We start from the raw sequence: 13,193 nt of genomic DNA, 5'->3' as shown, positions 1-13,193 counted from the left end.
CCTCCTAAACGGATTATACCATTTTTAGGGAAATGGGGAAGTTTTGTATCTTCTGTTATAATATAAGAAGAGAAATATTTACTATGTTATATAAAAAATATATTGATTTTTTCTAACAATTCAATATAATGAACAATAACTACAAAATTCGACATCAAGAAGTGATGATGAGGACACGATCAATTTTTTACGATTTTCAGAGAGGGAAGCCTTTGGCTGTGAGCTTCCTAATACGGAAAAATGGATTACCACCTCTGAACTGCAGCAGTGAACGAGCATCTAGTAATTGCTTGCCGGCAAAAACCGTTATTTAGACTTGAGAAATTGGTGAAGTGTGTTACTTTACGAATTGAAACAAGGGTGGAACCACGAATACAACACTCGTCCCTTTTTTAGGGAGGAGTGTTTTTTTATTTCATTTTTGCATCACACTAGGATTGGAAGGAGGATACGCAGCATGCATCATGATGAGAAGAACAAAATTGGTTTAACAGTAGCACTTTCTATCGTAGTAGGAACGATTATTGGATCTGGTGTGTTTATGAAACCAGGGAGCGTATTAGATTACTCGGGGAGTTCTAATATGGCCATTCTTGCTTGGGTAATTGGTGGTCTGTTGACGCTAGCAAGTGGTTTAACAGTAGCTGAAATTGGAGCGCAAATCCCGAAAAATGGTGGGTTGTATACGTATTTAGAGGAGATTTACGGAAGTTTTTGGGGATATTTATCAGGTTGGATGCAAACAATTGTTTATGGACCTGCTATTATCGGAACATTAGGTTTATACTTTAGTTCTTTAATGATTAATTTTTTCTATTTAGATAAAGTGTGGAATTTACCAATCGCAATTGGAACGGTTGTGTTCCTTGGCGTTGTAAATAGTATGGGAACAAAATACGGAGGTATCGTTCAAACAATCACGACAATTGGGAAGATGATTCCGATTGTGTTAATTGTTGTGCTAGGTTTCTGGAAAGGGAATAGCGATATCTTTAACGTAGTTGTGCCGATATCGGAAAATCAAAGTATCGGTATGGCAATTTTAGCAACGTTATTTGCTTATGACGGCTGGATTTTACTTGCTTCGATTGGTGGAGAAATGAAGAATCCAACAAAGTTATTACCGAAAGCAATGACAGTAGGGATTTTAATCGTAACGGCTGCTTACGTATTAATTAACTTGGCGTTATTAAATGTATTACCAGCAGCGAAAATTGTAGACCTTGGAGAAAATGCAACAGCAACAGCTGCAGGCATGTTACTTGGAGAATATGGCGGGAAAATTATTAGTATCGGTATTATCGTTTCCATTTTCGGCTGTTTAAATGGAAAGATTTTAACGTTCCCACGTATTCCAATGTCTATGGCAGAGCGTGGACAACTTCCATTTTCTAAGTTTATTGCAAAGGAAAGTCCGAGATTTAAAACACCAGCAAATGCGATTACTGTTGAAATCATTCTAGGAATTATTTTAATGATTATTAGTGATCCAAATAAGCTATCTGAGATTTCCGTATTCATTATTTATATTTTCTATGTAATGACGTTTATTGGTGTCTTCATTTTAAGAAAACGTAATAAGAATAAAGAGCGTGCATATAGTGTGCCGTTATTCCCAATCGTACCAATCGTAGCGATTTTAGGTTCGCTCTTTGTAATTGGTAGTGCAATTATCAATGATCCGGTAAGTTGTTTCTTATCAATTGGAATTGTCTTTACGGGACTTCCGGTGTACTGGTATTTAAATAAGAAGAAAGAAGCAGAATGATGGAAGGGTAGGCGTATAATACGCCTACCTTTTTTACTGTAAAAAAATTATACTTGCGTCCACTTTCTATTTTGGTTACTATAGTCGTAGTAACCAAAATAGAAAGCGTGGGGAAAGACTTGAATTTTCGTGTTTATATTTTAGCTATCGCGGCTTTCGTAGTCGGAACGGTTGAGTTAATTATAGGAGGAACACTCGATTTAGTTGCCAATGATTTAGGAGTATCTATTAGTGCAGCTGGTCAGCTTATAACAATATTTTCGGTAGTATTTGCTTTGTCAGGTCCAGTTTTATTAGCTGTGACAGGGAAGTTTGAAAGAAAAACATTGTATGTTGGAGCATTATCGATTTTCTTAATCGGAAATATTATTTCCGCGTTTAGTGTGAATTACGGAATGCTAATGTTCTCAAGGGTTATTTGTGCGGCGAGTGGTTCATTAATTATTGCACTATCGGTAACACTTGCTTCTAGTGTAGTAGAACCGCATTTTCGTGCGCGTGCAATTGGAATCATTTTTATGGGGATTAGTGGATCACTTGTACTTGGAGTACCGCTCGGTCTTGTACTCGGAAATGCATACGGATGGCGTGCACCATTTGTATTAATTTCTGTATTAACAGTTATGGCAATAGCTTGTATTTCATTGTTCTTAACGAAAGTACCACCGACATCGGTATTATCAATAAAAGAACAACTTGCTACTTTAAAAGATAAAAAAATTGTAAGTGCACAGTTAACATCATTTTTGTTTTTAACGGGGCATTTAACATTGTATGCATATTTAACACCGTTTTTAAAAGATGTCATGCATGTTGAAGCAAACTGGATTAGTGTGTTTTACTTTATTTTCGGAATCGCAGCAGTAATTGGTGGCGGATTCGGTGGCTGGCTTGCTGATAAATGGGGATCGAAGAAAAGTATTATCTCGATTATTATCGTATTTGCATGTGCAATCTTCATACTGCCAATAATGACATTCTCATTCCCGCTCTTCATCATTATGATGGGACTTTGGAGTATGCTGAGCTGGGCGATTTCACCAGCACAGCAAAATTATTTAATTGAAATTGCACCGGAATCAGCTGGTATTCAGCAAGGTTTAAATAACTCTGCGCTTCATTTAGGAATTGCACTCGGTTCAACAGTAGGCGGAGTTGTTATTGAAAAATCATCTGTTATATATAATGCTTGGGTAGGCGGTGGCTTTATTATATTAGCACTGCTTTGCGCGATTTTCTCAATTACGAGAGGACGCTCTACTCAGTTCGTGAAAGAAGAATCTATCGTTTGATAGGTTCTTTTTTAATTTGTAAAAAATTGCAGGTTTTAGTAGAAAGATGGAGAAGGTTTATATAGCGAGGTGAGGTATATGTATACGAATTTTTCAATTATTGGTCTTCTAATTTCAATGCTTCCGTTGTTTCTTATTATTCTTGCACTTAGATGGGTTCGTTTCATCTATCAAAATTCAGAGAAGCAAGTAGAGCAAAATGAAAAAATCATTGAGCTGTTGATAGAGATAAAGGAACAAAACGAAAAGGAGTCTAAGTGAAAAATTAGACTCCTTTTTATTATTTAATTAGTACCTCAATTTCATCAACAAACTCTTAATTTCCTCATCTTCCATAAAGAGATCGTGGTGCTTCTGGGTAATCTTTGCAAGTGCAACGTCGTGATAGAAAAATTCTGTAAAGAACTTTACGAAAGGTTGTGACATTGTTTTCATCGCTTGCCATGACTCTTGTTCTACGCCAGCAAATAAAATTTCACGATCGTCAACGATGAGTAGCAAGTAGCGCTCTAATGCATTAGGTTCTTCAGCTGGGATTAGAAAATGCATGTTTTCTAAGTCTGTTTCTACTTCTCCAACAATAAGGGACTCAATTTGAACACCTTGTTTTGCTTTTTGTTCTAGTAAAGGAAGATATTCTAAAAGAGTATCATTCCAAGCTGAAATACGGATTGATTCTTGTGCACTTTCAATGAGTTCTTTACTTTGAACTCGAATAGAAGATTGCATCTTTAAGCTCCACACACGGTCATCTGTAAATGATTTTTTTGATATATTTGTTTCCAGTTCTTTAATATTTGATTGGAATTCTGTCGTTAATTTTTCAATTGCTAGCTTTAGTGGTAATGCTGTATACAATTTTTTCTTTTCTGAAACAGAATCCATTACCATTCCTTTATCGATTAGGCGTGCTAGCACTTCATATATTTTTGCTTTTGGAACACCTGAATGCTTCACAATCGTTGTAGCATCTAATGGTTCATTGCTTGATACGACAACTTCATAAGCCTGGCTTTCATATTGTGAGAAACCGAATTTTTGTAACATAGTTCCCTCCGAACGAATGAGATTATATTTTAAGGATAATGAACTATTTGTTTTTGCACAAGTGGTAGTCCTTTTTCTAATTGTATTAAGGTGAGAATTAATTTCAATTTTTTAATTTTATCTATTATACTTAATATAATGATTAATAAGTTTTTTAATTTAATACGAAGGGGATGCTGGGGGGAAGATGTTAAGAAGTTTACGTTTAAAAATTGCGGTAGTGTTTTCAGTACTTATTTCTATGATGTTCGTAATATTGGGTACAGCTGTGTATCAATTACAGAAAGAAAAGGAAGTGCGTTCCTTAGACGAGTATTCTCAAAATGCGATGGATCTTGTGACAGAGCAACTTACGACATTTGTTCAAAGAACGGATGAAGATATGGGGTATTACGCGAACAGTGAGATGATTCGTAATATACTTCAAGGTGGGGTTACTCCAGAAGAGGAAGCGTTTTTAACGAAAGAGTTTGCGGAGTATAAAAAGAATCATCCTGGTATTTTAGATTTATATATTGGTACGAAAGATAAAAAAACATTAAGTGCCAATCTTGCTGAAGGTGGGCAAGTGCCAGAAGGATATGATCCAACGACAAGACCATGGTATAAAGATTCAGAGGCTGATGTAAAAAAGGTCCATTGGGGACAACCTTCTTATGAAATTGCAACAGGAAAGTTAAGTGTAGGTGTTTCTAAAGCAATTACAGCTCAAGATGGGTCTGTATTAGGCGTTGTTGCGATGGATGTATCGCTTGGGACGATTCAGAAGTTGCTTCACAATATTCAATACAATAATGACGGAGAAATGTTTATTATAAATGATAAAAATATGGCTCTTGTTTATCCAGAAAAGATAGGAAAAGATGTTTCTAAAGAACCACTTATAAAGAGCTTAAATAAAGAGGTAACAAAATATGCGGTCACTACAATAAAAGGTGAAGATGTAGTTGTTTACAGTCAATCATTTGATACGATGAAATGGACGATAGGAATCTTTTATCCGAAAGAAACGATCGATGGGCTATTAAATAGTACGAGAAATACAGTTATTATAATGGCATGTATTAGTTTATTAGTTGGAATCGTAGCTTCCTACTTGTTCTCAAGAAGATTAGCAAGACCACTGCAACTATTAAAGAATCACGTGCAAAAAGTAGCAGAAGGCGATTTAACGCTGCGAATGAAAGTGACAAGTAAAGATGAAGTTGGAGAGTTGACTAAGCACTTTAATGATATGGTTGAACAAATGAATGAAATGGTAAGTAAAATTAAAAACAGCGTATCAACGGTGCAACAATCAACGAATAGTTTACATTATTTAACGAACGAAACAGTAGCGGCTAGTAGAGAAGTTTCAGGAGCGATGGATGATGTGAGCGGAGGAGCTTCTACTCTTGCGAATAGTGTGGATGAAGTTTCAGCTCAGCTCGAGAATATGGCGGAGTCAGTAGAACAAATGAATAGCTCCGTTGGTGAAATAAAAGGAGTGGCTGGCAAAGCGGAAGAGGCATCTAAGCAAGGATTAAATACAATGAGGAATTTAATCCGTACGAGGGGACAATCATCTTCGATTGTTGTTCATACAGAAGAAGCATCGGATAAGTTAGAACAAAGAGTTGGATCGATTCAAAATGTTGTTGAGCTTATAAAAGGTATTTCGGATCAAACAAATTTACTTGCTTTAAATGCATCGATTGAAGCTGCCCGTGCAGGTGAGCAAGGTAAGGGATTTGCGGTTGTTGCTGAAGAGGTTCGGAAATTAGCGGAACAATCAAAAGAGGCAACCGGAGAAATTACAATGATGATTGGTGATGTACAATTAGAAGTAAAAAGGGTTGTAGAAGTTGTAAGTAAATTGAAAGACATTGCAGATGTGCAAAATAAAGTGACGACAGAGGCGGAAATGGAGTTCCGTACAATTATGTCAGTTGTAAATACGATTAGTACTTCAGTTGAAAAAATTGTAGAAGAGGTACATAACATAGGTTATGAGCAAGGGGAAATTACAGCGGTAATGCATACAATTGCTGGTACGAGTCAAGAAAGTGCAGCTGTTTCTGAAGAGGTACATGCTGCAACGGAATCACAGGTGAATCATTTAGAAAAGGTAGCTCACACGATGGAAAGTTTGACAGAACATATGAGAGATTTAGAAAGATTAGTCGAGCAGTTTAAAGTGGAAGAGTAACATATTAGTAAAATGATGAGGATTTCGGTAAAATAGACAATGGATATATAAGAAACGATTATAGGAGGAAGACTACTATGGCAATTGTTGATGTATCGATTATTCCAGTAGGAACAGGTAATCCAAGTGTTAGTGAATATGTAGCAGAAGTACAAAAGGTGCTAGAGAAAAATGCGGATCGCGTGAAGTATCAATTAACACCGATGAATACAATTATTGAAGGAGATCTTCCTGTCATTCTAGAAGTAATACAACAAATGCATGAAGTTCCATATACGAAAGGTGCACAGCGTGTTGCAACAACTATTCGTATTGATGATCGTCGTGATAAAGTAAGCACAATGGAGAAAAAATTAAACTCTGTTCGATCAAAATTATAAGAAAAAGCAGCGATCTTCGCTGCTTTTTTCATATAGGAGGTAAATAAAATGAGTGAAAAGTTTAACGAGCAGTTTGATGGTTTACTGGAGAAATATACTGAGCTGTTACTTGGAGAGAGCAATGAAGAGAGAAAAGAACAGGTACAGAAGTGGGCACTGTATTCTTACATAGCTAAGACGATGCCAGCTTTAGTAAAGCATTGGAATGAAACTTATCCAGATGCGAAAGAAGAGATGGTACAGTTAATTACAGATATTAAAAGGCTGAATGAAGAGAAGCGAAATGAGCAATAAAAAAACTTGAGGTAAATATAATCGCAAGTTTTCTGTATTAATATCCTTATATAATTTACATGGAATATAAAGGATTTTATAGGCATGTCGAATATTTTCGACATGCCTATTTTATACCTATTAAACTCCATTTTTCTAAATGTCGAAAAATATTTCAGGTATATTTATAAGCAGAAATATAGGTTTTTAAATGTTTTTATAGTATTTTATAAATTATCTAAATAATTATTTGTATCCAATAATTTTAAACAATGATATAATTTTGAAGAGGGGTAAAAAACAGATAAATTACAGTCATAGGGGTGAATTACATGGAACAATTAATGCGAAATTCGTTTCTTTTCTTATCTAAAAATAAAGCGCTAACAAAACTGGCTAAAAAGTACGGTTTACGCTTTGGTGCAGGTCGCTTCGTCGCAGGGGAGACGATTGAATTAGCGACAGCTGCCATTCAACAATTAAATAAGCAAGGTCTTTGTGTAACAATCGATTATTTAGGTGAATTCGTTGATAATGAAGCGGAAGCAAATGAAATGGCTAACCAATCGATTGAAGCGATCCGTGCAATTGGAAGAGAAGGTCTTGATTCGCAGCTTTCTTTAAAGATGACTTCTATGGGATTAGATATCTCTGATGAAATCGTAATGAACAATATGCGCCGTATTTTAGAAGCTGCAAAAGAAAATGGTGTGTTCGTTACAATTGATATGGAAGATTATACACGCTGCGGTAAAACAATTGATATCTTTAAACAATTAAAATCTGAGTACGATAATATTGGTACTGTTATTCAAGCTTACCTATATCGTACAGAAAAAGATATTGAGGATTTAAATGCTTATAAACCTAATTTACGTCTTGTAAAAGGAGCTTATAAAGAACCTGAAGAAGTGGCGTTCCCGGACAAGAAAGATGTAGATGACAATTATAAAAAGATTATTAAAATGCACTTATTAAATGGAAATTATACTGCAATCGCTTCACATGACGAAGCGATTATTGAATATACAAAAAAACTTGCTGAAGAACATAATATTCCAAGGGATCAATTTGAATTCCAAATGTTATATGGTATTCGTAATGAGCGTCAACTTGAGCTAGTAAAAGAAGGTTACAAAATGCGTGTTTACGTACCTTATGGAAACGATTGGTATGGATATTTCATGCGCCGTCTAGCAGAGCGTCCAGCAAACGTTGCGTTCGTATTAAAAGGTATGGTTAAAAAATAACCAAGGAGAAAATACTCCTTGGTTATTTTAATTGCTGAAATGCATAATGTGCCATTTTCTTCGTATCAGGATATAGTTGCGCGCGAGTAGAAGATAATACGACGTTAATGACGCGTTTACCGTCTTTTTCATCCACTGTTACGACTGTATATTTTCCGAGTGCTGATAGACCGCTTTTACTTCCAATCGCATATGGATCGTCATATAGTTCTTCTCGTCCGTAGTTTGCGATGTTTGGAGAGCGTTCTGAAGTATGTAGAGTTGTACGTGTTGAATTCATATATTCTAAAACAACTGGATACTTTAATGCTTCTTTCGTAATAATAGCAATGTCATATGGCGATACTTTATTTCCAAGTGCATCAGCACCACTTGCGTTCTTGAAAGTCGCATGCTTTGTACCGAGTTCCTTCGCTCTAGCATTCATCATTTTCACAAATTCATTTTTTGATCCTGCAATATGTTCTGCGATGGATTCAGCTATTGGATCTGCACTAATAATAAGCATCAGTTTTAATGCCTCATCACGTTTTAACTTTTCCCCAGCACGAAGTTTAATTTTCTTACTTTGACTTTCTGTTTTAATTGCGTTTTCTGTAACTGTAATTTCCTCATCCTCTTTTACATTCTCTAGTAAAAGAAGGGTTGTCATCATTTTGGCTATACTAGCCGGATAAGAGCGTTCGTCTTCGCGTTTTCCATACAAAACTTCACCTGTGTCTGCATCGATTGTAACTCCATATTGCCCAGTAATATTAGGTTGATCAGCTCTTACAGCTTGTTGCCTTTGTGCATAAGAGAAGAAAATCATCCCTGTAAATAGTGTGGCAATCATTACAATCATAACTATTGTTCGTTTCATTATAATTCCCTCATTTGTTACAAATAAATTGGGCAGAAAAAGCAGCCATTAATCATTATGCCACGTTCTCTGCCCAAAAATATAGCGTTATTTTTCGCCCATATTATGCTTTTTATATTGTTGGTTATTACCTTGGCGTCCTTTTTCAACACCGTGGTTATGCGGACCTGCGTTTCCAGTTACACTAGCTGCACTAATTCCAGCCTTTGAAGGGTTCTTCTTAAGTTTTGCCATATATATTCCTCCAGTTTCGTCAGATTATAAAAAGGGAAAGTGTATTTTAGTGAAGAAAATACATATATAGCATGGGCAAATAAAAGAAAAATATTTATTTCAGAAAATTTTATCAATAAATATATTGCGAAAATTTAAACAGTATCATATATTTATTAGTAGAGGCTCACTCATTGATTGCGACTTATGTCGAAAAATTGAATGAGCATTCATTCAAGAATAGGGGGAGAATTGGATGTTCCAAATTAAAAAGGCTGCTGTTCTAGGTTCAGGCGTAATGGGTTCGGGAATTGCGGCACACTTAGCTAATATTGGTATTCCGACATTATTGCTTGATATTGTACCACCTGCGCTTACGAAAGAAGAAGAAGCGAAGGGACTTACATTAGAACATAAAAGTGTGAGAAATCGTTTTAGTAATACGGCTGTGCAAAAACTATTAAAGCAAAAACCAGCTCCTCTGACAGTGAAAGGAAATTTAGCACTGATTGAAGCAGGTAACTTAGAAGATGACCTTGAGCGTCTAGCTGATGTAGATTGGATTATTGAAGTAGTAGTTGAAAACTTAGATATTAAAAAGAAACTATTTGAAAAAGTAGATGCGGTTCGTAAACCGGGTTCTATCGTAAGCTCGAATACGTCAGGTATTTCAGTTGAAAAAATGGCAGAAGGTCGTTCAGACGACTTCCAGAAACACTTCTTAGGCACACACTTTTTTAACCCACCACGATATTTAAAACTTCTAGAGGTAATACCGACGAAAGAAACAGATCCACAAGTATTAAGCTTCATGAAACTATTTGGCGAAGACGTTCTTGGAAAAGGCGTTGTTATCGCAAAAGATACACCAAACTTTATTGGAAACCGCATCGGTACGTACGGCTTACTTGTTACTCTTCAAGAGATGGTAAAACGCGGCTATAGCATTGGGGAAGTTGATTCTGTAACAGGCCCACTTATTGGTCGTCCGAAGAGCGCAACGTTCCGCACATTAGATGTTGTCGGTTTAGATACATTCGTACACGTTGCAAATAACGTATATGAAAATGTGCAAGAAGAAGAGCGTGATGTATTTAAAGTACCAGCTTTCATGCATGACATGCTGGAGAAAAAATGGCTTGGAAGTAAAACGGGTCAAGGCTTCTTCTTAAAACAAGGAAAAGAAATTTTAGAATTAAATCCTGAAACGATGGAATACGAAGCGCGTAAAAAATTAAAAGCTGCATCCGTAGAGTTAAGTAAACAAGAAAAAGGATTAGCGAATAAATTGAAAGCGCTTGTATACGCAAAAGACCGTGCAGGAGAGTTATTATGGAACATCATTACACCAACTCTTTTATACTCTGCAAAACTTCATAAAGAAATTGCTGACGATATCGTTGCAATTGACCAAGCGATGAAGTGGGGCTTTGGATGGGAGCAAGGGCCATTTGAAGTGTGGGATGCAATCGGCGTTGAAAAATCTGTTCAAAAGATGGAAGAAAACGGCGTAGTTGTTCCTACTTGGGTGAAAGAAATGTTAGAGAAAGGTTTCACTACTTTCTATAAACATGATAACGGCGATAGCTACTATTACGATAATGGCGAATATAAGCTAATCGAGCGTAATAAAAAAGCAATTTCTCTTAAGCAATTAAAAGCGAAAAATGGCGTATTAAAGAAAAATAGCGGAGCGAGCTTAATTGATTTAGGCGACGGCATCCTTTGCTTAGAGTTCCATTCGAAGAGCAATGCAATCGGTATGGATATTACGCAAATGATTAACTACGCTGTTGATGAAGTAGAAAAGAATTATAAAGGTCTTGTTATCGGTAACCAATCGAAGAACTTCTGCGTTGGTGCGAACCTAGCAATGATCTTAATGGAAGCACAAGACGACAACTACTTTGAAATTGAGTTAGTTGTGAAAAACTTCCAAGATGCAATGACGAAAATTAAGTACTCTTCTAAGCCAGTTGTAGCAGCACCATATGGTATGACGCTTGGCGGAGGTACAGAAGTTTGCTTACCAGCAGCGAGCATTCAAGCTTCTAGTGAAACGTATATGGGCTTAGTAGAAGTTGGTGTTGGCTTAATCCCTGGCGGAGGCGGTAATAAAGAGCTATACATTAAACACTTAAACAAAATGGCAAACGGTGTAGAGTTTGATCTGCAAAAAGTTGCAAATAAAGTGTTCGAAACAGTCGCAATGGCGAAAGTTTCAACTTCAGGACAAGAAGCAGTTTCTCATAACTTCTTAGGTGATAAAGATGGTATTAGTGTGAATGGTGATCACTTACTATACGATGCGAAACAGAAAGCACTTGCTTTATATGAAGCTGGTTATAAAGCGCCGATCCGCAAAAAGATACCAGTTGTTGGGGAAACAGGATATGCAACTCTTGCACTTGGTGCGGAAGCAATGCATTTATCTGGTTACATTTCAGAGTACGATCTTCACATTGCGAAGAAACTTGCATATGTCATTGCGGGCGGAAAAGTACCGTACGGAACAGAAGTTGATGAGCAATATTTATTAGATGTAGAACGTGAAGCATTTATTAGCTTAGTAAGTGAGATGAAATCACAAGCAAGAATGCAGCACATGCTTGTAAAAGGAAAGCCATTACGTAACTAATAACGAGGGGAGATATCGTTCATGAGAGAAGCTGTCATTGTTGCGGGAGCAAGAACACCAATTGGAAAAGCAAAGAGGGGTTCATTAAAAACAGTTCGTCCTGACGATCTAGGGGCGTTAGTAGTAAAGGAAACGTTAAAGCGTGCGAATTATGAAGGACCAATCGATGATTTAATTTTCGGTTGTGCGATGCCAGAAGCAGAGCAAGGTTTAAATATGGCTCGTAATATCGGCGGATTAGCAGGACTTTCTTACGATGTTCCAGCTATTACGATTAACCGTTACTGTTCTTCAGGTTTACAAAGTATCGCTTACGGAGCAGAGCGTATTATGCTTGGTCACTCTGAAGCTGTATTATCAGGCGGAGCAGAATCAATGAGTTTAGTTCCAATGATGGGACACGTTGTTCGTCCGAATAGTCGCCTTGTAGAAGCGGCTCCAGAATATTATATGGGTATGGGACATACAGCAGAGCAAGTTGCTGTGAAATATGGAATTTCTCGTGAAGAGCAAGATGCATTTGCAGTAAGAAGTCATCAACGTGCTGCAAAAGCATTAGCTGCAGGAAACTTTGCTGATGAAACAGTACCTGTAGATGTGACGTTACGCTCGGTTGGATCAAACAATAAACTGCAAGAAGAAACAATCACTTTCGCACAAGACGAAGGTGTAAGAGCAGAGACGACGCTAGACATTTTAGGGAAATTACGTCCAGCATTTAACGTTCGCGGTTCTGTAACAGCTGGTAACTCTTCACAAATGAGTGACGGTGCAGCATCTGTACTATTAATGGATCGCGAAAAAGCAGTGAGCGATGGCATGAAGCCACTTGCGAAATTCCGTTCATTTGCAGTAGCTGGCGTACCACCAGAAATAATGGGAATCGGCCCAATCGCTGCAATTCCAAAAGCGCTAAAACTAGCTGGCTTAGAGCTATCTGATATTGGCTTATTTGAACTAAATGAAGCATTCGCTTCTCAATCAATTCAAGTTATTCGTGAACTTGGTTTAGATGAAGAAAAAGTAAACGTAAACGGTGGTGCAATCGCACTTGGACATCCACTTGGCTGTACAGGGGCAAAACTAACACTATCTCTTATTCACGAAATGAAACGCCGCAACGAACAATTCGGTATCGTAACAATGTGTATCGGCGGCGGAATGGGAGCAGCGGGAGTATTTGAATTACTATAAAAAGTGGAAGCGGCTCGTTCAGAATGTGAGGGGGATGGAGCTTCAGACGTAGAGGCGTTCTCTGCCTCGCAGGAAGAAGCGAAGCCAC

The 13,193-nt window shown here is 37.1% G+C and carries 12 protein-coding genes and 1 other annotated feature; of the genes, 9 read left to right on the top strand and 3 right to left on the bottom strand.

All coding sequences use genetic code 11. From position 1 onward, the window contains the following. Positions 1–155 precede the first annotated feature (155 nt). Positions 156–392, top strand: a binding site (T-box leader). 65 nt (positions 393–457) lie between these two features. The 3 genes from V7S45_RS24890 to V7S45_RS24880 all read left to right on the top strand — a co-directional run bounded on the left by V7S45_RS24890 (position 458) and on the right by V7S45_RS24880 (position 3,321). Then, on the top strand, positions 458–1,768 hold the full coding sequence (locus tag V7S45_RS24890) for an amino acid permease (protein ID WP_088346134.1): 1,311 nt from the start codon (positions 458–460) through the stop codon (positions 1,766–1,768). Positions 1,769–1,821: 53 nt separating this feature from the next. Further along, positions 1,822–3,060 carry an MFS transporter gene (locus tag V7S45_RS24885; RefSeq protein ID WP_100249637.1) on the top strand — a complete coding sequence of 413 codons (1,239 nt, stop codon included), beginning with the start codon at positions 1,822–1,824 and terminating at the stop codon, positions 3,058–3,060. 78 nt (positions 3,061–3,138) lie between these two features. Further along, positions 3,139–3,321 carry a hypothetical protein gene (locus V7S45_RS24880; protein WP_006918814.1) on the top strand — a complete coding sequence of 61 codons (183 nt, stop codon included), beginning with the start codon at positions 3,139–3,141 and terminating at the stop codon, positions 3,319–3,321. Between the two features lie 27 nt (positions 3,322–3,348). On the opposite strand, the gene V7S45_RS24875 is transcribed toward V7S45_RS24880, so the two are convergent. Then, the gene (locus V7S45_RS24875; RefSeq protein ID WP_000939481.1) at positions 3,349–4,107 is read right to left on the bottom strand and encodes a TrmB family transcriptional regulator; all 759 of its coding nucleotides are present in this window, start codon (positions 4,105–4,107) and stop codon (positions 3,349–3,351) included. Between the two features lie 187 nt (positions 4,108–4,294). Here V7S45_RS24875 and V7S45_RS24870 point away from each other — a divergent pair, with 187 nt between their 5' ends. From V7S45_RS24870 to V7S45_RS24855, 4 genes are all read left to right on the top strand, one after another. Further along, the gene (locus V7S45_RS24870) at positions 4,295–6,295 is read left to right on the top strand and encodes a methyl-accepting chemotaxis protein (RefSeq protein WP_061666026.1); all 2,001 of its coding nucleotides are present in this window, start codon (positions 4,295–4,297) and stop codon (positions 6,293–6,295) included. Positions 6,296–6,372: 77 nt separating this feature from the next. Then, positions 6,373–6,675 carry an MTH1187 family thiamine-binding protein gene (locus V7S45_RS24865; RefSeq protein WP_001018860.1) on the top strand — a complete coding sequence of 101 codons (303 nt, stop codon included), beginning with the start codon at positions 6,373–6,375 and terminating at the stop codon, positions 6,673–6,675. 48 nt (positions 6,676–6,723) lie between these two features. Beyond that, entirely contained in the window at positions 6,724–6,969 is a 246-nt protein-coding gene (locus tag V7S45_RS24860; protein WP_001290594.1) for a YusU family protein, read from the top strand. A gap of 311 nt (positions 6,970–7,280) precedes the next feature. Next, positions 7,281–8,198 carry a proline dehydrogenase gene (locus tag V7S45_RS24855; protein WP_000436783.1) on the top strand — a complete coding sequence of 306 codons (918 nt, stop codon included), beginning with the start codon at positions 7,281–7,283 and terminating at the stop codon, positions 8,196–8,198. Positions 8,199–8,220: 22 nt separating this feature from the next. Here the strand turns inward: V7S45_RS24855 and V7S45_RS24850 are convergent, their stop codons facing one another. After that, positions 8,221–9,060, bottom strand: a complete 840-nt coding sequence (locus V7S45_RS24850) for a serine hydrolase (RefSeq protein ID WP_000831462.1) — start codon at positions 9,058–9,060, stop codon at positions 8,221–8,223. A gap of 87 nt (positions 9,061–9,147) precedes the next feature. Beyond that, on the bottom strand, positions 9,148–9,294 hold the full coding sequence (locus V7S45_RS24845; RefSeq protein WP_001096344.1) for a YuzL family protein: 147 nt from the start codon (positions 9,292–9,294) through the stop codon (positions 9,148–9,150). Positions 9,295–9,529: 235 nt separating this feature from the next. On the opposite strand from V7S45_RS24845, the gene V7S45_RS24840 reads away from it, so the two are divergent. Together V7S45_RS24840 and V7S45_RS24835 are read left to right on the top strand one after the other, a co-directional pair. Then, a complete protein-coding gene (locus tag V7S45_RS24840) occupies positions 9,530–11,911 on the top strand; it encodes a 3-hydroxyacyl-CoA dehydrogenase/enoyl-CoA hydratase family protein (RefSeq protein ID WP_000486377.1) in 2,382 nt (793 codons plus the stop codon). A gap of 21 nt (positions 11,912–11,932) precedes the next feature. Next, positions 11,933–13,105, top strand: coding sequence for an acetyl-CoA C-acetyltransferase (locus V7S45_RS24835; RefSeq protein WP_342761537.1), 1,173 nt, complete (start codon positions 11,933–11,935; stop codon positions 13,103–13,105). Positions 13,106–13,193 lie beyond the last annotated feature (88 nt).

Source organism: Bacillus sp. BR3(2024) (assembly GCF_039134555.1).
GTDB classification, from domain to species: Bacteria; Bacillota; Bacilli; order Bacillales; family Bacillaceae_G; genus Bacillus_A; species Bacillus_A cereus.
This window is presented reverse-complemented; position numbering and strand designations above follow the sequence as displayed.